17 protein-coding genes and 1 pseudogene are annotated in these 20,420 nt (G+C 72.9%); 11 read left to right on the top strand and 7 right to left on the bottom strand.

The window, feature by feature from the left end:
* Positions 1-75: 75 nt before the first annotated feature.
* Positions 76-3,567, bottom strand: coding sequence for a S8 family serine peptidase (locus OG403_RS08750; RefSeq protein WP_329562868.1), 3,492 nt, complete (start codon positions 3,565-3,567; stop codon positions 76-78).
* A gap of 362 nt (positions 3,568-3,929) precedes the next feature.
* On the opposite strand from OG403_RS08750, the gene OG403_RS08745 reads away from it, so the two are divergent.
* A complete protein-coding gene (locus OG403_RS08745) occupies positions 3,930-5,444 on the top strand; it encodes a fatty acyl-CoA synthetase (RefSeq protein WP_329562866.1) in 1,515 nt (504 codons plus the stop codon).
* Between the two features lie 24 nt (positions 5,445-5,468).
* On the opposite strand, the gene OG403_RS08740 is transcribed toward OG403_RS08745, so the two are convergent.
* Positions 5,469-8,537 carry a SpoIIE family protein phosphatase gene (locus OG403_RS08740; protein WP_329562864.1) on the bottom strand — a complete coding sequence of 1,023 codons (3,069 nt, stop codon included), beginning with the start codon at positions 8,535-8,537 and terminating at the stop codon, positions 5,469-5,471.
* A gap of 142 nt (positions 8,538-8,679) precedes the next feature.
* Here OG403_RS08740 and OG403_RS08735 point away from each other — a divergent pair, with 142 nt between their 5' ends.
* Complete coding sequence (locus tag OG403_RS08735; protein ID WP_329562862.1) at positions 8,680-9,780, top strand: hypothetical protein; 1,101 nt, start codon at positions 8,680-8,682, stop codon at positions 9,778-9,780.
* Positions 9,781-9,903: 123 nt separating this feature from the next.
* On the opposite strand, the gene OG403_RS08730 is transcribed toward OG403_RS08735, so the two are convergent.
* Entirely contained in the window at positions 9,904-10,158 is a 255-nt protein-coding gene (locus OG403_RS08730) for a hypothetical protein (protein WP_329562860.1), read from the bottom strand.
* Between the two features lie 398 nt (positions 10,159-10,556).
* Here OG403_RS08730 and OG403_RS08725 point away from each other — a divergent pair, with 398 nt between their 5' ends.
* From OG403_RS08725 to OG403_RS08710, 4 genes are all read left to right on the top strand, one after another.
* The gene (locus tag OG403_RS08725) at positions 10,557-10,973 is read left to right on the top strand and encodes an XRE family transcriptional regulator (RefSeq protein ID WP_442911056.1); all 417 of its coding nucleotides are present in this window, start codon (positions 10,557-10,559) and stop codon (positions 10,971-10,973) included.
* Between the two features lie 112 nt (positions 10,974-11,085).
* Positions 11,086-11,547 (top strand): ParH-like protein, encoded by a 462-nt coding sequence (locus OG403_RS08720; RefSeq protein WP_329562857.1) that lies wholly within the window; start codon positions 11,086-11,088, stop codon positions 11,545-11,547.
* Positions 11,547-12,848, top strand: a complete 1,302-nt coding sequence (locus tag OG403_RS08715; RefSeq protein ID WP_329562855.1) for an MAB_1171c family putative transporter — start codon at positions 11,547-11,549, stop codon at positions 12,846-12,848. Before OG403_RS08720 ends, OG403_RS08715 begins: the two co-directional genes overlap by 1 nt.
* Positions 12,848-13,408 carry a DinB family protein gene (locus tag OG403_RS08710; RefSeq protein WP_329572189.1) on the top strand — a complete coding sequence of 187 codons (561 nt, stop codon included), beginning with the start codon at positions 12,848-12,850 and terminating at the stop codon, positions 13,406-13,408. The genes OG403_RS08715 and OG403_RS08710 overlap by 1 nt, the downstream gene beginning before the upstream one ends.
* Here OG403_RS08710 and OG403_RS36685 read toward each other — a convergent pair.
* Positions 13,335-13,802 carry a serine hydrolase domain-containing protein gene (locus tag OG403_RS36685; RefSeq protein ID WP_442910882.1) on the bottom strand — a complete coding sequence of 156 codons (468 nt, stop codon included), beginning with the start codon at positions 13,800-13,802 and terminating at the stop codon, positions 13,335-13,337. The genes OG403_RS08710 and OG403_RS36685 overlap by 74 nt on opposite strands.
* A gap of 132 nt (positions 13,803-13,934) precedes the next feature.
* Positions 13,935-14,195, bottom strand: coding sequence for a hypothetical protein (locus tag OG403_RS08700; protein WP_329562853.1), 261 nt, complete (start codon positions 14,193-14,195; stop codon positions 13,935-13,937).
* A 175-nt stretch (positions 14,196-14,370) separates the two neighbouring features.
* Here OG403_RS08700 and OG403_RS08695 point away from each other — a divergent pair, with 175 nt between their 5' ends.
* Positions 14,371-14,634: a dsRBD fold-containing protein gene (locus OG403_RS08695; protein WP_329562852.1), complete on the top strand. Its 264-nt coding sequence runs from the start codon at positions 14,371-14,373 to the stop codon at positions 14,632-14,634.
* A gap of 30 nt (positions 14,635-14,664) precedes the next feature.
* On the opposite strand, the gene OG403_RS08690 is transcribed toward OG403_RS08695, so the two are convergent.
* The gene (locus OG403_RS08690; RefSeq protein WP_329562850.1) at positions 14,665-15,528 is read right to left on the bottom strand and encodes a helix-turn-helix domain-containing protein; all 864 of its coding nucleotides are present in this window, start codon (positions 15,526-15,528) and stop codon (positions 14,665-14,667) included.
* 122 nt (positions 15,529-15,650) lie between these two features.
* Here OG403_RS08690 and OG403_RS08685 point away from each other — a divergent pair, with 122 nt between their 5' ends.
* The 4 genes and pseudogenes from OG403_RS08685 (at position 15,651) to OG403_RS08670 (ending at position 19,429) form a co-directional block, all read left to right on the top strand.
* Positions 15,651-16,703: an NAD(P)-dependent alcohol dehydrogenase gene (locus OG403_RS08685; RefSeq protein WP_329562848.1), complete on the top strand. Its 1,053-nt coding sequence runs from the start codon at positions 15,651-15,653 to the stop codon at positions 16,701-16,703.
* A gap of 207 nt (positions 16,704-16,910) precedes the next feature.
* Positions 16,911-18,103 (top strand): annotated as a pseudogene (locus OG403_RS08680) (aminotransferase-like domain-containing protein).
* A gap of 88 nt (positions 18,104-18,191) precedes the next feature.
* The gene (locus OG403_RS08675) at positions 18,192-18,722 is read left to right on the top strand and encodes an MFS transporter (RefSeq protein ID WP_329562847.1); all 531 of its coding nucleotides are present in this window, start codon (positions 18,192-18,194) and stop codon (positions 18,720-18,722) included.
* On the top strand, positions 18,719-19,429 hold the full coding sequence (locus OG403_RS08670; protein ID WP_329572187.1) for an MFS transporter: 711 nt from the start codon (positions 18,719-18,721) through the stop codon (positions 19,427-19,429). Before OG403_RS08675 ends, OG403_RS08670 begins: the two co-directional genes overlap by 4 nt.
* 35 nt (positions 19,430-19,464) lie before the next feature.
* On the opposite strand, the gene OG403_RS08665 is transcribed toward OG403_RS08670, so the two are convergent.
* Positions 19,465-20,253, bottom strand: a complete 789-nt coding sequence (locus OG403_RS08665; RefSeq protein WP_329562846.1) for a methyltransferase domain-containing protein — start codon at positions 20,251-20,253, stop codon at positions 19,465-19,467.
* Positions 20,254-20,420: the final 167 nt, after the last annotated feature.

Below are 20,420 nucleotides of genomic sequence, written 5' to 3'. Positions count from 1 at the left end.
GGCAACGGCCGAGGCCGCCCCCGCGTGCGCGGGGACGGCCTCGGTGTGGAGCTGGGGTGTGCGCCGACCCGAGGGTCAGTTCACGGTGTAGCTGTACGGGATCTCCGCCAGGACGGACCCGGTGGTGGCGTACACGTTGTTGGAGAGCACGCCGCCACCCGGGCCGGAGACCAGGTAGAGCACGCCGTGCACCACGCTGCCCTTGGCGCCCTTGGGCGTCAGGGTCACCTGCAGGCTGCCGGTGGCACCGGGCGCGACGGTCACCGGGGTGACGGCCGGCGCGGTGGCGTTGTACGCGGCGGCGAACGGGTCACCGGTGCTGGAGGTCAGCGCCGGGTCGAACGCCAGGGTGTGCGCCGAGGCGGTCAGCGTGGAGCTGCCCGTCGGGGCGCCGGTGGTCGGGAACGGACCGATCTGCTGCACGTAGGTGCCCCACATGCCGGGCACGATCGGCTGCGCGGAGCTGCCGTTGTCGGTGACCGTGGAGATGGTCGAGCCGTTCTGCGCGCTCTTGAGGTCACCGAACAGGTCGGGCGAACCGGTCGGGCCGCTCAGCTCGAACTGGGCCGGGGTGGTGGAGGCCGCCACACCGGTCAGGCCGTCGGTGCCCGGGGGCACCAGGAAGCTCGGCACCGGGGTGCTGGTGGTCAGCGGCAGGGAGGCCGTCGCCGAGGCGCCGAGCGGGACCAGCGGCAGGTTCACCTTGGTGGTGAGCCGGCCGTCGGCCTGGATCTGCTGGGCGGCGGCGGTGTTGTTGGTGTACTGCACGTTGACCGTGACCGGCTGGCCGGCGGGCAGCTCGGTGCCGGCGCTGTTCGGCAGGCCGGGCGCGGTGGCCTGGTCCTGGTCGAGGCCGACCACGCCGGTGAAGGCCTGGCCGAGCTCGGCACCGCTGACCGGGTTGAGCACGTTGAGCACGAAGCGCCAGCGGCCCGCGGCCGGGTCCACGGCGGTGGCGGAGACGCCCGCACCGCTGGAGAGGATGTTGCCCGAGGCGTCGGTGACCGCGTTGCCCTCGGCGTCGATCGGGGTGCCGTTGGGGCTGATCAGCACGCCCTGCATGATCACCTTCGGGTCCTGCGCGACGGTCACGCCGACCCGCAGGTCCTTGTGGCCCTTCGGCACGTCGAAGGCCCAGGAGAAGGACTGCGCGGGGGAGGAGGCGCGGCCGTTGCCACCGGTGATGGTGCCGGTGAAGGTGCCGGTGTTGTCGCTGAGCGGAACCAGGCTGCGCAGCACGACCGGGACGCTGGTGGTGGTGCCGTTGGAGCCGGCGACCACGACCGACTCGGTGGCGTCACCGCCGGTGGCCGGGGTGGTCACCTGGACGTGCAGGGTCTTGGTCTGACCCGGGGTCAGGTTGGTGACCTGCGGGCTGACCGCGCCGGCCGGGACCGCGCGCTGGGTGGAGGTGTCCAGCAGGACCGGGCCGGTGAAGCCGTTGGTGCCGGCCGGGGTGTAGAGGATGCCGGTCCAGGTGCCCGCGGTCGGGTGCGGGACGTCCACGACGCCGAAGTTCGGCGAGGTGGCGCCGCCCTGCGGACGGGTGTTGGTCTCGTAGCGGCCGGACGGGTCGAGCAGCGTGAGCCGGACCACGGGGGTCACGGTGTTGCTGCCGGAGGCCTGCGGCGCGCCCTGCCACGCTATTGACGCGGCGAGCCGGTCGGCGCCGGCCGGGACGTTGAAGGTGACCTTGTGCGAGACCCACGGAGCGCCGTTGGTGGCGTAGGGGAACTGCGGGTCGGTCGAGGAGTTGATCTGCACCGTCTGCTGCGCGTCGCTCTGCGGGGAGAAGACGCGAGTGGAGGCGCTGACCGTCTGCGGCTTGGAGCTCGTGTTCACCACGGTGACGTCGGTGGTGTGGTTCGAGCCGGCCTGGCCGGTCACGTTGATCTGACCGGTGGTGACCGCGACGGTGTTGCTGTCCTTGGCGCCGGCCGGGCTCTGGTAGCCGGCGGCGGCCTCGACGGCGGCCCGCACGTCCAGCAGACCGGCGCCCTGCTCCTCGGCCGGCAGGCCGAGGTCGGTGGCGGTGCCGGTGATGAACTGCTTCACCAGGGCGGGCGACGGGGAGGCGCCGTTGTGGTTGTCCCGGTAGGCCTGGATGACGTCGGCGGCGGCGCCGGCGGTCATCGGGGCGGCCTGGCTGGTGCCGCCGAACGGCTGGATGCCCGAGCCCTGGCCGTTGAAGTTGGTGCACTCGGTGTAGATGGTGATGTCCGGCGAGCAGAGCGCCCAGTCCGACTCACCCGGGGCGACCAGGTCGACGGTCCGTCCGGCCTGGGTGACACCGCCGGAGGAGAGCGCCGAGATCCGGTTGTCGGCCCAGGTCCCGTTGGAGAACTGGAAGGCGCCGTAGCCGGTCTGGGCGTAGTTCTGGTTGTCCGTCGAGGCCCCGGCGCTGATCACGTTGGGGTCGGTGGACGGGGTGCCGATGGTGCCGTTCACGCCGGCGTCGCCGGAGGAGACGGTGACCGTGACGCCGGCCGCGGCAGCCATGTCGTTGAAGAGCGAGATGGTGTCGTGCGCGCCGCTGTCCGGGGTGATGTTGCTGCCGAACGACTCGTTCAGCACATCGACGTGGGCGACCGTGACCGCGTAGTCGATCGACTGCAGGATCGCGGAGTTCGGGAACAGGTCCCCGCCCGCCTTGAGCGCGACCAGCGAGGCGCCGGGCGAGATGCCCTCGATCCGGATGTTGCAGCCGGCCGGCAGCGGGTGGCTCGGGTTGACGAACTTCGACAGGTCGTAGCTCGTGCGGCCCTGGGCGATCATCGCCGAGGCGTCACCGAAGGCCTCCGCCGCACCCGAGGGGGCGAAGAAGCCGTCACCGGAGAAGTCCTTGTAGTCCACCACGGCGTGGGTGCCGTCGGGGCGGATGAAGTCCGGGTCGTTGGGGTCCAGGCCGTCCGCGATGTAGGCGACCTTGACGCCCTTGCCGTCGGCGATCTCGTGCGCACCCGGCTGGCCGGGCGTGCTCTCCGTGTGGGTGGAGTAGAGCGCCTCGGGCTCCAGCAGCGGCTGGTTCGGGTCGGTCGGGCAGACCGCGTTGGGGTCGTAGGCGCTGCCCTTGGTGTCCGGCGCGGCCGCGGCCTTGGGGGCGGACTTGGCACCGGCGGTCGGCGCGGTGCCGGCGCTGGTGCCGTTGTCCGTCCCGGCCTTGGTCGGGGCGGGCGGGGTGACCTTGATGGTCTGGTCGTCGATGACCGAGGCGACCGAGGGGTCGGCGGCAAGCTGCGCCCGCAGCGCGGGGCTGACCGTGGCCGAGAAGGCGTTGCCGACCACGAAGCTCTTGATGTTGGTGCCGCCGTTGGCCTTCACCTTGGCCAGCAGCGGTGCCTGGTCCTGGCTCGCGGCCTTCTTGCGCGCGTCCAGGTGGCCGGCGTCCGCCGGGGTGCTGGAGAGCTGGTTCTTCAGAATCACGATCACCGGGGCCGGTGTGCCGCTCTCCGAAACCGCCTGGGCGTTCGGAGTGGGGGCGCCCATCGCACTGGTCCCGAAGGCCAGAACGACGGCGGAGGCGGTGAGCGTGACGGCTGCGAGCTGCGATTTGCGCCAGCCGATCATGAACATCCCTTCGTCTGATAAGACGTCAGGGGGCGCGGCCAGACCGCACGCACCGGGGTCGGACGCACGTGTGCTTCTGGAACGCCCGTCCCGACAAGCTCGCGTATTCCATCGTGTCGATGCCCGCCACGACAAGGGGTTGACGGGCATGGGGAAGTCGGCAGAGCGGATCTGACCGTCCGATAGACGGACAATTGCAGATCGGAGGTACTGTCGCAGGTCGACGCGCCGTGCGTTTTTTATGAAGATCGCAACATGGTCACGGTGGCGGCGGCACGTATGCTGACGAAACGTCAGATCACGTCATGGCAAAGGACCTTCGCGCGGCGTCACGGATGGTTCGGGCGGATATACCCACTGGCATGGATCTGACTCATGCGAGCACCGTTCCCGATGTCCTGCGCCGCTCCGCCGCCCGGGTGCCCGACCGCCTCGCGCTGCGCTTCGCCGATCGCGACTGGACCTACCGCGCGCTGGACACCGCCGTCACCCGTGCCGCCGGCTGGCTGCTGGCCAGGGGTCTGCGCCCGGGCGACCGGGTGGCCGCGCTCGGCCGCAACTCCGACGCCTACCTGATCCTCTTCCTCGCCTGCGGCCGGGCCGGCCTGGTCCACGTGCCGGTCAACTACAACGTCACCCTGGATGAACTGCGCTATTTCACCACGCAGTCGGGCAGTTCGCTGCTGCTGCACGACGCCGGGTACGCGGCGCTCGCCGGTGCGCTCGCCCCGCTGCCCGCGGCCGACCTGGACGAGCTGCTGGCGGCCGCGACGGCGGGCCCGGTCCCCGAGCTGGCGGTCCGGGTGAAGGACACCGACCTGGCGCAGCTGCTCTACACCTCGGGTACCACCGCCGCCCCCAAGGGCGCCATGATGAGCCATCGGGCGCTGCTCCACGAGTACCTCTCGGCCGTCGTCGCGCTCGACCTGACCGAGCGGGACCGCCCGCTGCACGCCCTGCCGCTCTACCACTCGGGTCAGCTGCACGTCTTCCTGATGCCCTACCTGCTGCTCGGTGCCGAGAACCGGCTGGTCGCCGCCGCCGAGCCGGGCGAGCTGCTGGCCCGGCTCGGTGGCGAGCAGCTGACCAGCTTCTTCGCCCCGCCCACGGTGTGGACCGCGATCGAGGCCCACCCCGAGTTCGCCGGCACCGACCTGACCCGGCTGGTGAAGGCCTACTACGGCGCCTCGATCATGCCCGCCCCGGTGCTCGCCAGGCTGCGCCGGGCCCTGCCGGACACCGGTTTCTACAACGCCTTCGGCCAGTCCGAGGCCGGCCCGCTGACCACCGTGCTGCGCCCCGAGGAGCACGCCGAGCGCCCCGACTCGGCCGGGCGCCCGGTGCTCTTCGTCGAGGTCAAGGTGGTGGACGAGGCGGGCGCCGAGGTGGGCCCGGACGAGGTCGGCGAGGTGCTCTACCGCTCCCCGCAGCTCTGCGCCGGGTACTGGGACAAGCCCGGGGAGAGCGCGGCGGCCTTCGACGGGGACTGGTTCCACTCCGGTGACCTGGTCCGCCGCGATGCCGCGGGCTACCTCTTCGTGGTGGACCGGCTCAAGGACGTGATCAACACCGGCGGCGTGCTGGTCGCCTCGCGCGAGGTGGAGGACGTGCTCTACGGGCATCCGGCGGTGCTCGAGGCGGCGGTGATCGGCATCCCGCACCCGCACTGGATCGAGGCGGTCACGGCGGTGGTGGTGGTCAGCGAACCGGTCGGCGCCCAGGAGTTGATCGCCTACGCCCGGGAGCGGCTGCCCGCCCACAAGGCGCCCAAGGCGGTGCACTTCGCGGCGGGGCTGCCGAAGAACGCCTCCGGCAAGCTGCTCAAGCGCGATCTGCGCGCGCGGCTCACCGGATCCGAGGCGGCTTGGCAGGGCTGACCGCGCAGCACGGCTGACGGAACGTCAGAAATCCTTGCTCGGTGGAAGTTCCAGCTCGAACCAGACCACCTTGCCGCGCCGGGTGCCGCGGCTGCCCCAGCGGTGCGCCAGCTCGTTCACCAGGTGCATCCCGCGCCCGCCCTCGTCGTCCTCCAGTGCCCGGCGCAGCTTGGGGGCGCGGCTGTCCACGTCGGAGACCTCCACGGTGAGCGCCTGGTTGCGGAAGAGCCGCAGCTCGGTGGGGGCTCCGGCGTGCACCAGGGCGTTGGTGATCAGCTCGCTGGTCAGCAGCTCGGTCTGGTCGATCAGGCCCTTCAGGCCCCAGCCGGTCAGCGTGCGGCGGGCGAACCGGCGGGCGTGGCCGACCATCGCGTGGTCGCCGGTGAGCGAGAGGGTGGCGATCCGGTCCGGGCCGATCGGCTGGGTGCGGGCCATGATCACCGCGATGTCGTCCTCCCGGGTTCCGGTGACCAGCGTGGCCAGCACGGCGTCGCAGGTCCGCTCCAGGCTGGTGTCGCTCTCCTCGGCGACCGTGCGGCGCAGCAGTTCGAGCCCCTCGTCCAGGTCGCGGTCCCGCCGCTCGATCAGCCCGTCGGTGCAGAGCACCAGCAGTCCGCCCAGCGGCAACTCGAACTCCACGCTCTCGAACGGCACTCCGCCCACGCCCAGCGGCGCGCCCGTCGGCAGCTCCAGCAACCGCACCGAGCCGTCCGGCCCGGAGACCACCGGCGGCACGTGTCCCGCGCAGGCCGCCGTGCAGGCCCGGTCCACCGGGTCGAGCACCACGCAGACGCAGGTCGCGTACTGGCCCTCGCCCGCGCCCTCCCCGGCCGAGGCCGCCGCCTCGTCCAGCCGGCGCAGCACCCGGGCCGGATCCATGTCCAGTGTGATCAAGGTCCTTGCCACAGTGCGCAGTTGGCCCATCATCGCGGCTGCCCGCAGGCCGTGCCCGGTCACGTCACCGACCACCAGGGCCACCCGCCCGCAGGAGAGCGGCACCACGTCGAACCAGTCGCCGCCCACCTCGCTGAGCGAGCTGGCCGGCAGGTAGCGGTGGGCGACCTCCAGGCCCGGCGGGTTGTGCACCCGCTGCGGCAGCAGGCTGCGCTGCAGGGTCAGCGCGGTGTCCCGCTCGCGCCGGTAGAGCCGTGCGTTGTCGATGCAGACCGCCGCCCGGGCCGCCAACTCCTCGGCCAGCGCGACATCCTCGGCGCTGAACGCGTGCGGATTGCGCAGCCGCATGAACTCCGCCCCGCCGAGCACCCGGCCGCGGGCCACCAGCGGCACCATCAGGTAGGAGTGCAGGCCGGAGTCGAGCGCGGGCTGGACCCGCTCGGGGGCGGCCACGATCCGGGTCAGCGAATCCCGGTCCACCTCGGCCACCAGGATCGAGCGACCGCTGCGCAGACTCTGCGCGTACAGCCGCGCCGACTGCGAGATGCCGCCCACCGGGTCGGCCGCACCGGTCAGCAGGCCGTCCTCGCCGAGTTCGCCGACCGCCACCGCGCGCATCGTGGCCGAACCCGAGGGCGGCACCACCGGCATCTCGTCGCCTTGCAGCACCGCGTCCAGCAGGTCCACCGTGACGAAGTCGGCGAACCGCGGGATCACCACCTCGACCAGCTCCTCGGCGGTGCGGTGAAGGTCCAGCGTGGTGCCGATCCGCGAACTGGCCTCGTTCAGCAGGGCCAGCCGCTCGGTGGCCGTGCGGACCTCGTCCAGTGCCCGGCTCCGGTCCTCGGCCGCCTCGCGCTCGCGGGTGTAGAGCCGGGCGTTGTCGATCGCCACCGCCGCCCGGGAGGCCAGTTCGTCGCCGAGCGTGATGTCCTCCTCGGCGAAGGACTCCCGCTCCCCGCGCCGGGAGTAGACCACCATGCCGAGCACCGAGCCGCGCGCGACCAGCGGGGTGATCCGCACCGAGCGCGAGCGCCCGCCCAGGTAGGCGCGCAGCGAGTCGGGGCGCAGCTCGTCGGAGAGCGGCGGCAGGTCCCAAGACGGCACCACCACGGTGCGTCCGCCGCTCATCGCCCGCGCGTACGGGGAGTCGGGGTCGATGTCGTAGACCGCGTCCACCGGCAGGCGGTCGACGGGGTAGCTGGGATCGCCGCTGGCCAGCGCCAGCCGGCGGACCCGGCCGAGGCTGGCGTCCGCCTGGTCGCCGGTGACCAGCTGCTCCAGCGCGAAGACGCCGCTCAGGTCGGCCACCCGGGGGACCATCGCGTCCGCCAGCTCCCGGGCGGTGCGGTGCAGGTCCAGCGTGGTGCCGATCGAGGCGGTCGCGTCGACCAGCAGGGCCAGCCGCTCCTGGGCCCGCGCGGCCCGGGACTCGGCCAGGTAGCGCTCGGTGACGTCGATGATGGTCGAGCTGACCCCGAGGACCTGCCCCGGCGGGTCCTCCAGCCGGAAGTAGGAGGCCGACCAGGCGTGGTCGTGCCCCGGATCGCCCGGGGTGCGCCCGTGCGAGCGGGCGTCGAGCACCGGTTCCCCGGTGGCCAGCACCTGCCGCATCACGTCCTCGATCTCGGCGGCGTTGATCCCGGGCAGGAGTTCGGTGAGCCGGCGGCCGAGGTGGCCGGCCACCGAGATGCCGTTGATCGCCGCCAGCGCCTCGTTGAGCCGGATGAAGCGCAGCTGGTCGTCGTAGACGGCCATGCCGACCGGGGCCTGACTGAAGAAGCCGTCCAGCACCGCGAGGTCGGCCTGGACCCGGCGCACCGCGGTGACGTCCGAGGCGACCGCGAGCACCAGCGGCTGACCGTCCGGGCCGATCACCGGGTGGGTGCGGAACTCCAGGTTCACGTAGTGGCCCGCGCGGTGGCGCACCGGAAAGACCCCCGACCAGGGGGAGCCGGCCAGGATCCGCTCGAACAGCGCGAGCACCTCGCTGCGGTGCTCGGGGTCGGCCAGCAGCTGGGCGGCCGGGGCGCCGAGGGCCTGCGCCGCGGTGTAGCCGAGCAGCGCCTCGGCGTCCCCGCTCCAGTGCAGGATGCGGCCGTTGTGCTGGATCAGGGCGGTGGCGATCGGGACCATCAGCAGCCCACCGGGACGGCCCGTGCCGCCGCCCCGCGCTCTCTCCTGCTGGGCTTCGCCCATACCTGGACCCTCCGTCCGGAGGCGCGCTCCCCGCCTGGCCATTTTCGCACCGAGGGATCGGAATAGGCGCCCGGGACATTCGGTTGTAAAGTGCATCTAGCTGGTTGCATTTACCACCTATCTTGACGGAAGGTGACCCGCTGTGACTCCGACGACCGCCCCGGCGACCGCCCGACCCGACCTGTGGCACACGCTGCGCCACCTCTTCACCCACCTGCTCACGCCGCTGCTGATGTGCCTCGGCATGGCGCTCGCCTACCAGGGCGCGTTCCACCAGCCCACCCCGCACCACCTGAAGGTCGCGGTGGTCGGCCGGTCGCCGCAGGCGCTCGCACTGGCGCAGGGCATCCAGGCCAAGGCGGGCCCGGCGCTGGAGGTCAGCACGCTGCCCAGCCAGGCGGCGGCCGAGCAGCAGCTGCGGGACCGCGCGCTGGTCGGCGCCTTCCTGCCGGATGCCAAGGACCCGCGACTGCTGGTCGCCTCGGCCAACTCGGACACCTCGGCGACGGCGGCCGAGCAGGTGTTCCGGCAGGTCGCGGCGGTGCGGGAGGCGCCGCTCCAGGTCACCGACCTGGTGCCGACCGCGCCCGGCGACCCGACCGGGCAGGGCCTGTTCTTCCTGCTGGTGGCGCTCAGCATCGGCTCCTACGGCAGCGTCGCGGTGATCGGGACGGCCGGCGCCGCGCTGAGCCTGCGGCTGCGGGCGGCGGTGGGCGTGGGCACCGCGCTGGTGGTCAGCGTGATCGGCGTGGTGACCGCGGGCCCGGTCTTCCATGTGGTGGACCACGACTACGCGGGTCTGTGGGCGCTGGCCTGGCTCTACTCGGCGGGCATCGTGCTGGTCGGGATCGGGCTGCACAGCTTCCTCAAGCGGTGGACCACGCTGGCCCTGATGGTGCTCTTCGTGATGCTCAACTTCACCAGCTCCGGCGGCATCTTCCGGCCCGAGCTGCAGCCCGGTCTCTTCGGTGCGCTGCACGGCTTCTGGAACGGCGCCGGGTTCGTCGAGGGGGCTCGCGACCTGCTCTACTTCGGCGGCGGCGCGGGGCTGGGCGGCCGGGTGCTCACGCTGGCGCTCTGGCTGGCGGCCGGGCTGCTGATGCTGCTGGGCGCGGGTCGGTACGAGCGGCGGCAGCGCGCGGCGATGGCCCCCTCGGCGGTGGCCCCCTCGGCGGTGGCTTCCTCGGCGGTGGCTTCCTCGGCGGACATCGTGGAGGAAGAGGAGGAGGCGGTCGGGGTCTGAACCCGGCGCCGCCCTCGGTGGTTGAACGGTCAGTGGTTGAACGGTCAGCCGCTCGGCGGTCAGCGGTTGAACGGTCACCGGCTGAACCGCCGGGCGCTGACCGGCCGGCTGCCGGGTGACCGGCTACCGGGTGGCCGTCGGCAGCGGGAGCAGGTGGCGTTCGGTGAGGTGGCCGACCCAGTGGCGGTGGCACCGCGGGCAGGCCGGGGCGCCGTCCGTCGAGTACGGCGAGGGGGTCGGGACGCCGGAGTGCGAGAAGTTCTCCCAGTCGGACCCGTCCTCGTCCTGGTAGTGCTGGACGTCGTAGTCCGCGGTCCACCGGTGCCAGCAGTGTCCGCAGGTGAACTCGACATGTTCGACAGCCAGTTCGGTGATCATGGCGACACTCCTCGGTCCGGAGCGAGCGCCGGTCGGACCAATCGGCGCAATTCGTCCCGCACCGGTCAATCCAACTCCGTCCGGCAGCCGCTGGCAAGGGTGACCGGAGGACCGGTCGCGGCCCCCGCGGCGGGCCTACGCGCGTTGCCCGCACGGTTGGGCAGTATCGGAACCACCGCACTGACAGCGGGTCACGGCGTGAACTACGATGAACGCCATCTGATGTCGGACCCGTGCATGCCAGGCGGGCCGGGAGGTGTGCGATGACGGAAGCCGAGGACGCGGTACGGGGAACGGCGCCTGACGCCGGGACCGGGACTTCGACGACCGATATTTCGATGACGGGCCTTGCGGTGACGGGAGAGCGGACGACGGGGGACGCGACGGTGAGTTCGATCATGACGGGGGCCTCGACCACGCTGGCCGAGAAGATCGACGGCCTGTTCCGGGTCGTCCGGCGGCCCAACCGCGAGCAGTACAGCCACGAAGAGGTCGCCAAGGCCTGCCGGGAGGCGACCGGCGAAACCTTCTCGGCCACCTACCTCTGGCAACTGCGCACCGGGCGGCGGGACAATCCGACCAAGCGGCATCTGGAGGCGCTGGCCCAGTTCTTCCAGGTCCCGGTGGCGTACTTCTTCGACGACGAGCAGGGCGCCGGAATCGCCCAGGAACTGGAACTGCTCGGCGCTCTGCGGGACGCTGGGGTGCGCAGCGTCGCGCTGCGCGCGGTCAACCTCTCGCCGGAGGGCGTGGGGACGATCAGCGACATGATCGACGTCATCGCGCGGCGCGAGGGCGGCGGTCAGAAGGGCTGAGCGGGCGGCGGGTCGGACGGGCGGCGGACCCGTCGGCCCCGGCGAGGGAGGAATGCACGTGTGGGGGCGGCGGGCGCGGCGTGGGCGGACCTGGCAGCAGTGCCAACAGACCGTGGCGGCACTGGACTTACCCGATCCGTTCGACGCCGTGCGGTTCGTCGCCGGACTGGCCGAACGGCGCGGTCGGCCGATCGAGCTGATCCCGGTCAGCGGGCGCCCCAATCTGCCGTGCGGCCTGCTGGTCACCACCGACCAGGCCGACTGCATCCTCTACTCCGCCGACACCACGCCCCTGCACCAGCAGCACATCCTGCTGCACGAGGCCGCGCACCTGATCTGCCGTCACGACCAGAGCGCGCCGGCCGCCAAGGTGCTGCTGCCGCACCTGGGTTCGGACTTGGTGCAGCGGGTGCTCGGACGCACGGTGTACACCGAGCCGCAGGAGCGCGAGGCGGAGCTGGTCGCCTCGATGATCCTGCACCGAGCCGTGCTGGACGCCACCGGGCGCGGGGGTGAGGGCGGCGGCCGGGCCTCGTGGACCGAGTCGGTGTTCGGGAGACCGGGGGGCGTCTAGTGGCCGCCCCCGGACCCGCCGACCTGGCGGAGTACGGCTCCGCCGCGCTCTTCCTGGCCTTCGCGGTGCAGCGGTTCGTCGCGCTGCGCGGCAACCGCGCCGACCGGGTGAGCCTTTACGCGGGCGGCTTCGCGCTCTGCATGGCCGGCGGCCTGGCGATCCTGGCCCCCAGCACGCTGTCGGCGGTGAGCATCGGCTCGAACCGGGAACTGACCCTGCTGTTCGGCGACTTGCTGAAGACCGGCGCGGTCGGCCTGCTGGTGCTGATCGCCCTGGTGCTGCAGGGACCGCAGGGCGATCCGGTGGCCGCGCGGGCCCGGCTGCGGCGCTGGCTGGCGGCCGTCCTGGTGGCGCCGTGCTGCCTGGCGCTGCTCTACCGCACCGCGGACATCACCGACCAGGGCCAGGAGTTCGTGGTGCGCGGCTGGCGGTGCTGGCCGCTGGCCGGCTACGACCTGCTCTTCGGCGGCTTCTCGGTCTGCTGCCTGGTGGTGCTCGGCTCGGTGCTCACCCGGCAGGCCCGGCAGGTGGCCGGGAACCTGCTGCGCACCGGCCTGTGGCTGATGACCCTGGCGGCGGGCGTCGGCGTGCTGTGGAGCGCCTGGACGCTGGACGACGTGCGCGACGTGCTGCTGCACGCCCAGCAGAAGGGCGGCGAGGACTCCGTCTCCGACGTGATCGGCCTGATCTGCGCGAGCCTGACGGTGAGCGGGGCGACGGTGACGGTGTGGGGCGGCACCCGCTGGGGCGCGCGGATCACCGCCCCGGTGCGCTGGTGGCGGGCCCGTCGCCGCTACACGGCGCTCGGGCCGCTGTGGGAGGCGCTGCACGGCGCGATGCCGCAGATAGCCCTCGGCGAGGGCACTGACGGGCGGCGACCGGCCCTGCGGGACGCGGAGTTCGCGCTCTACCGGCGGATCATCGAGATCCGGGACGGTCAGTTGGCGCTGCGCCCCTACGTGGGTGCGCAGGTGGTGGCCTGGGTCGCCGAGGAGGTGCGGGCGGTCGGCCCGGCCGGCCAGGTGGACGGCGCGGAGGTGGAGGCGGCGACGCTGGCCGCCGCCCTGGCGGCCGCGCGGGCCGGGCAGCGCTGCCGGAGCGCGACGGTGACCGGTGTGCCGCAGCCCGTTCCCGGTCCCGGCACGGTGGATGCCGAGGCGGAGTGGCTGATCCGGGTCGCGGCGGCCTTCGACGGCTGCCCGGCGGTCGCGGCGGTCCGGCGGCGGGCGGTGCGGGCACTGGCGCAGGAGGGGACCGGCGGTGCCCCCGGTGTCCCGTCAGCACTGCCCGCCGGGACATGATGGCGGCCGTGAGCAGCCCTCGCAGACGTGCCGAGTTCTTCGTCGATCCCCAGCGGGACCGGACCTACAGCGGCCCCGCCACCGGTGACGAGCGGACCCTGCTGCTCGACTTCCTGGCGGCCGGGCGGGCCACCGTGGCGCTCAAGTGCCGTGGCCTGGAAGACGAGTTGACGCGTCGCTCGGTGCCGCCCTCGACGCTCTCGCTGCTGGGCCTGATCCGCCATCTCGCGGAGGTCGAGCGCCGCTGGTTCCGCCGGGTGCTGGCCGGTCAGGACGCGCCGCCGCTCTTCGTCTCGCCCGCCCACCCCGACCGGGACTTCGACGGCGCGCTGCCCGATCCGGCGGTGATCGCCGAGGCCTGGCGGGTCTGGGCCGTGGAGCAGGAGTTCGCCGCCGCGTTCATCGCCGCCGCGCCCGACCTCGACGTGGTGGGCCAGGACGAGTGGCGCGGGACGGTGTCGCTGCGCTGGGTGCTGCTGCACCTGATCAGGGAGTACGCCCGGCACAGCGGGCACGCCGACCTGCTGCGCGAGCGGATCGACGGGGCCGTCGGGCTGTGAGCCGGGCGCCGGGTCCGCGGCTGTGCGTGCGGACCCGGCGCGGGGCGGCTACTTCGCCGCAGTGCCGGTGCTGGTGCCGGCGCTGGGTGCGGCGCAGAAGGTCTCCAGCGCCAGGCCCATCACCGCCTGGGTGGCGGCGGGGATCTCGGACTGCTGGTACGGGATCGTCCTCGGTGGTCAGGTCGAACCGCGGGTCCTCGGTGCAGTCGACGATGCCGCTGGTGTGGTTGAGCACCTCGCGCACGGTGATCGCGTCGCCGTTCGGGACCACGCCGGGCAGGTACTTCCCGATCGGGTCGTCCAGCCCGACCCGGCCCTCGGCCGAGAGCTGGAGCAGCACGGTGGCGACGAAGGTCTTGGTCACGCTGCCGACCCGGATCCGGCCGTCGGCCACGGCCGGATCCCCGGTGCCGAGGTCGCTGACCCCGGCGGCGCCTGGTGGCCGGCTGGCGGGGCGTCGTGAGGTCTCCCAGTGAGTGATCGTTGGCGCTGAGCGCTCTGATGATTGGGGGTTGATGACGTTCCGTCAAGCAGTCCACTCGGGGAGGTCGGGCGGCTCGGGCAGTTCGGGGGGCTCCGGGAGGTCGGGCGGCTCGGGCAACTCGGGCGGTTGCGGCAGTTCGGACGGCTCGGCGAGGTGGTGGAACTCGAGCATGTGGTGCAGCGGCAGGTGCGGGGCGTCGGGCAGCTCTCCGGGCACCGGCAGCTCTCCGAATACCGGCAGCTCAGGAGGCTCGGGGAGGTCGGGAGGTTCGGGGAGCTCGGGCGGCTCGGGCAGGATCGGCAAGGCGACTCCAGTGGAGGATGCGGCGTCGATGGCGGACGTACCGTCAGATCATCCTCAGGCCGCGCGGGCGCCGACAAGGGGGTGGCCGGATCCGATCACGGTGGCCGGGGCGGGCCGGGCGTTTGCCGACCCCCGGTCCCCGGGTTCAGGCTGGAGGGGAACCAGGAGGCGGGCCATGCGTAATCACTGGGATGTCGAGCTGAGTTTCGAGGAAGACGGCGTGCACACGCGCTGTGACGCCCGGCTGGTCGGGGCCCGGGCGCCAGGGCTGGCCGGTCACGGCGAGGCGCTGCGCAGTGCGGACGACCGCCCGCTGGCCAGAATCGGCGAGGAGGTGGCCGCCTGGCGGGCGCTGGACGACCTGTCGCACAAGCTGCGGGCCCAGGCGGCCGGCGAGATCCAGGACGAGGGGCACCGACCCGCTTATCTGGTCTACTGAGCGGCGCCGGGCCACCGGGCAGCGGGGCCGTCAGCCGGTGCGCGACCGCTCGCGCTGCTCGCTCGCCCACCAGCTGGCCAGCAGCCGCAGCGACTCGGCCGAGCTCGACCCCGGCGCGGCGTGGTAGGTGAGCAGGGTCTGGTCCGGGTCGGCCGGCAGCGCGAAGGTCTCGTAGCGCAGCGACAGCCGGCCGACCACCGGGTGGTGCAGATCCTTGCTGCCGTACCCCTTGTCCTGCACGTTGTGGGTCGCCCAGAGCTGCCGGAAGTCCTCGCTCTGCACCGAGAGTTCACCGACCAGCGCGCACAGTCGCGGGTCGTCCGGGTAGCGGCCGGCCTCCAGGCGCAGCGAGGCGACCACATCGGCGGCCTTGCCCTGCCAGTTGACGAAGAACTCGCGGGCGGCCGGGTCGAGGAAGACCTGCCGGGCCAGGTTGCGCTGCTCGACCGGGAGCGCGGGGTAGTCGCTGTAGAGCGCGCAGAGCAGCGGGTTCCAGCCCAGTACGTCCATCCGCCGACCCAGCACGCAGGCGGGGACCGCGTGCATCGTGTCCAGCAGCTGCTGCACTTCGGGCCGGACCCGCTGCGGGCGCACGGCCGCGCGGGAGCGGCGGTGCACGGGCCGCACCAGGCGGGACAGGTGCTCGCGCTCGGCCCCGTTGAGCCGCAGCGCGTCGGCGATCGCGTCCAGCACGGTGCTGGAGACGTTCTCGGCGTGGCCCTGGCCGAGCCGGGTGTAGTACGCGACGCTGACCCCGGCCAGCTGGGCCAGCTCCTCCCGGCGCAGCCCGGGGACCCGGCGGCGGCCGCCGTAGTAGATGAGCCCGACGTCCTGCGGCTGCAGTCGGGCCCGGCGGGAGCGGAGGAACTCGCTCAGTTCGGTGCGCTGGTCCATCCGTCCAGTATGACCGCGCTCGCGCCCCGCTCCGCAGGGTGCTACCGCCAGTGGTAGGAACCGTGTGCCTACGTTGAACCCGGTCCTGGTACCCGGCAGCGGTCGGCGGCAGGCTGGTGGCCATGACGCAGACCACTGTCACCGCTTACGCCTCACCCGCCCCGAGCGCACCGCTGGAGAAGACCACCATCGCGCGTCGCGCGCTGGGCGAGCACGACATCCTGATCGACATCAAGTTCGCCGGCATCTGCCACTCCGACATCCACCAGGTCAACGCCGACTGGGGAGTGGGCACCTACCCGATGGTCCCGGGCCACGAGATCGCGGGCGTGGTCGCCGAGGTCGGCCCCGGGGTCACCAGGTACGCGGTCGGCGACCGGGTCGGCGTCGGCTGCTTCGTCGACTCCTGCCGGGAGTGCGACAACTGCCGCGCCGGCCTGGAGCAGTACTGCACCGGCAGCGGCGGCATGATCGGCACCTACAACAGCCAGGGCCGGGACGGCGAGCCGACCTACGGCGGCTACTCGACCCACATCGTGGTGGACGAGAACTACGTGCTGCGGATTCCCGAGGGCCTGGGGCTGGACGTCGCCGCGCCGCTGCTCTGCGCCGGCATCACCACCTACTCGCCGCTCGCCCACTGGCAGGCGGGCCCGGGCAAGAAGGTGGCCGTCGTGGGCCTGGGCGGCCTCGGGCACCTGGGCGTCAAGATCGCCCACGCGCTCGGCGCCGAGGTCACCGTGCTGAGCCAGACGCTGAGCAAGCGCGAGGACGGCCTGCGGCTGGGCGCGGACCACTACTACGCGACCAGCGACCCGGACACCTTCGAGCGGCTGGCCGGCAGCTTCGACCTGATCGTCAACACGGTCTCGGCCGACCTCGACCTCAACGCCTACCTGGGCCTGCTGCGCACCAACGGCACCCTGGTGCAGGTCGGCGCCCCCGAGCAGGCGATGCCGGTGGCGCCGTTCGCGCTGATCGGGCAGCGCAAGTCGCTGGCCGGCTCGATGATCGGCGGCATCCGGGAGACCCAGGAGATGCTGGACTTCTGCGCTGAGCACGGCATCGGCGCGGACATCGAGGTGATCGAGGCGAGCGCGATCAACGAGGCCTACACCCGCGTGCTGAAGAGCGACGTGCGCTACCGCTTCGTGATCGACGTCGCGACGATCTGACGCTGCGTTGATCTGACGCGTCGGTCCGACGCCGTGTCGGTCCGGTGCCGTGTCGACCCGACCGGCCTGGCTCTCTGACGGTAACTCAGGACTTCCGCCTGCTCACGAGGTCAGAAGTCACCCCCGGCCGATGAGGTCAGAAGTGCCCCCGCCCACGAGGTGAGCGGGGGTATCTTCTGTCTGTCGGTGTCTCTACGCTGACCACCCATGAGCCTCAGAGTCGCTCCTCCCGCCCTGGCCGCCCGCGTCGCCCGGGTCGGTACGTCACCGGTGCGCGATCTTCTCGCGCTGACCGCCCGCGCCCGGAGGTGATCTCCTTCGCCGGCGGCCTGCCGGCCCCCGAGCTCTTCGACGCGGCCGGCCTGCGGGCCGCCTACGACCGGGTGTTCGCCGAGCGGGCCGGGCAGGCGTTGCAGTACTCCACCACCGAGGGCGACGGCGACCTGCGCGCCGCCGTCGCCGCCCGCCTCACCGAGCAGGGGCTGGCCACCGGGGCGGACGACCTGGTGATCACCACCGGTTCGCAGCAGGGTCTGGCGCTGCTGGCCACCGCGCTGCTGGAACCCGGTGACGTGGTGCTGGTCGAGGACCCCAGCTACCTGGCCGCGCTGCAGTGCTTCGGCCTGATCGGCGCCCGGGTGCTGCCGGTGCCCACCGACGCGGACGGGGTCGACCCGGCGGCGCTGGCCGAACTGGTCGAGCGCGAGCGGCCCAAGCTGCTCTACCTGATCCCCACCTTCCAGAACCCGACCGGCCGCACCATACCCGCCGCCCGCCGCCAGGCGATCGCCGAGGTGGCCGAGCGGCACGGGCTGTGGCTCATCGAGGACGACCCGTACGGTGAACTGCGTTTCGAGGGCGAGCCGGTGGCGCGGTTGGCGAGCTATCCGGAGGCGGCCGACCGCACGGTGCTGCTCGGCAGCTTCTCCAAGGTGCTGGCGCCCGGACTGCGGCTCGGCTGGCTGCGCGCCCCCGAGGCGCTGCGGCGCGCCTGCGTGATCGCCAAGCAGGCCGCCGATCTGCACACCTCCACCGTCGACCAGGCCGCGGCCGTGCGGTATCTGGCGGACAACGACCTGGACGCCCACCTGGCCCGGGTGAAGGCCGCCTACCGCGAGCGACGCGACGCGCTGCTCGCCGGGCTGCCCCAGGCACTGCCCGTCGGCAGCGTCTGGAACCGGCCGCAGGGCGGCATGTTCCTCTGGGTCCGGCTGCCCGAGGGCTACGACGCGACCGCCCTGCTGCCGGTGGCGGTGGCGCACGAGGTCGCCTACGTGCCCGGGGCGCCGTTCTTCGCCGGAGCCGCCGACCACCGGGCGCTGCGGATGTCGTTCACCGCCCACCCGCCGGTGGAGATCGCCGAGGGGTTGCGCCGGCTCGGCAAGGCGCTGGCTCCCTGACGGTGGGTCAGATCCGCCGGGTGTGAGCGGGGCGGTGGGCCGACCCCGGCCGGCTCGGCGCTGACCGGTGGTCAGTACACTCACCGCCATGATCGAACGGATATCCGCCCCACGGCTCGCCCAGGTGCTGCCGGAGCGGGGTCCGCAGCGCGCCATGGTGCTGTCCAGCTTCGTGAACCGGGTCGGCAACGGCCTGTTCAACACCGCCTCGGTGCTCTACTTCACCCGGGTCGTGCACCTGCCGGCCGGGCGGATCGGGCTCGGACTGACCATCGCCGGGCTGATCGGCCTGCTCGCCGGGGTGCCGGCCGGGGAACTGGCCGACCGGCGCGGGCCGCGCGCGGTGCTGCTGCTGACGCTGGCCGTGCAGACCGCGACCATGACGGCCTTCCTCTTCGTCCACGGCTGGGCCGCTTTCACCGCGATCGCCACCCTGGACCTGCTCGCGCTCTCCGCCAGCAACGCCGCGCGCGGGGCGCTGGTCGCGCGGATCGGCGGCGAACGACCGGCGGAGTTCCGGGCCAAGTTGCGCACCTTCGTGAACATCGGGGTGGTGCTCGGTACGGTCGGCGCGGCCGTCGCCGTGCAGATCGACACCGGGCTGCCTACAGCGCGCTGATCCTGCTGAACGCCGCCAGCTACCTGGGCTGCGGCCTGCTGCTGTTCCGGATCCCGGCCTACCCCGCGCTGCCCCGCCCGGACCGGGAGGCCCGTTGGACGGTGCTGCGGGACCGGCCGTTCGCGCTGATCGCGGCGGTGGACGGCGCGATGGGCCTGCAGTACCCGGTGGCCTCGCTATTGCTGCCGCTCTGGCTGGCCCAGCACACGCCCGCGCCGCGCTGGACGGTCGTGGCGGTCTCCGCGCTCAACTCGCTCTGCTGCGTGCTCTTCCAGATACCGGTCGGAGCCCGGGTGAGCACGCCGGGCGAGGGTGGCCGGGCGATGCGCTGGGCCGGGCTGTTCTTCCTGGTCAGCTGCCCGCTGATGGCGCTGACCGCCGACCTGCCGGCCTGGGCGGCGGTCCTGCTGGTGCTGCCGGCGATAGCCGCGCACAGCCTGGGGGAGGTCTGGCAGTCCTCGGGCAGTTTCGCGCTCGGCTTCGGCCTCGCGCCCGACCACGCGCAGGGGCAGTACCAGGGGCTGCTCGGGCTCGGCTTCGACATCGGGCAGGCGCTGGCGCCGGCGGTGCTGACCACGCTCTGCCTGGGACTGGGGCAACTCGGCTGGCTGCTGCTCGCTGTCTTCTTCGCCGGGCTCGGGCTGCTCGGGCCGCCGCTGACCGCCTGGGCGGAGCGGACCAGGCCGGCGCGGGTGCCGGCGTGTTGAGCGAGTGGCTGGGGTAACCGCCCGGCGGGCGAGGGTCAGACCCGCTCGCCGACCGCGAAGATCCGGCGGAACGGGAAGACCGTGCCGTGCGGCCCCGCCGGATAGGCCTCGCGCAGCAGGGCGGCGTACTCGGCCACGAACGCGGCGCGCTCGGCGTCGTCGGCGAGCCGGCTGAGCACCGGGCGCAGTGCCGTCCCCTTCGTCCACTCGAGGACCGGGTCCGGGCCGGTGAGCAGCGTGCTGTAGGTGGTCTCCCAGACGTCCGCCGTGCAGCCGGCCGCCAGCAGCGCCGCCAGGTACTCCTCGGGCCGGTGCACGCCGGCCCGGGGCGCGTCCTCGCCGAGCCGGTCGCGCCAGCGGGCGCTGCGCCACAGCTCGCCGAGCAGCAGGTGGCTGGGCGCCTCGAAGTTGCCCGGCACCTGGAAGGCGATCACCCCGCCGGGCTTCAGCGCCGCCGCCCAGCGCGGCAGCAGCGCCAGGTGCCCGTCGATCCACTGCAGCGTGGCGTTGGAGACGATCAGGTCGGGCGCGGCGGGTGCCGGGTCGTAGCTCGCGGCGTCGGCGAGCAGGTAGTCCGCGCTCGGTTCGCCCTGCTCGCCGCGCGCGGTGGCGAGCATCTCGGCGGAGCTGTCGATCCCGGTGATCGTCGCGTCGGGCCAGCGGCGGCGGATCCCGGCGGTCGAGTTGCCCGGCCCGCAGCCGATGTCGAGCACGGTGGGCGCGGCGGGCAACTCGGGCACCCGGCCGAGCAGTTCGCGCAGCGGGCGGGTGCGCTCGTCGGCGAAGCGCAGGTACTGCTGAGGGTCCCAGACGGGGCTGGTCATGGCTTGCTCCCAGTTATCTCGACATCAAGATATCTTCGGGACAAGCTTGCCGTCGGTATATCTTGATGTCAAGAGAACTCGGCTCCTGGGCGTGGCTGCGCGGGTACTGCGGATCGGTGCGGCCCGCACGGTCGGCGGGGGCGGCGGGGCTGGCGAGGCAGGTGAGG

Origin of the sequence: Kitasatospora sp. NBC_01266 (assembly GCF_036242395.1) — a bacterium.
Classification (GTDB): Bacteria; Actinomycetota; Actinomycetes; order Streptomycetales; family Streptomycetaceae; genus Kitasatospora.
This window is presented reverse-complemented; position numbering and strand designations above follow the sequence as displayed.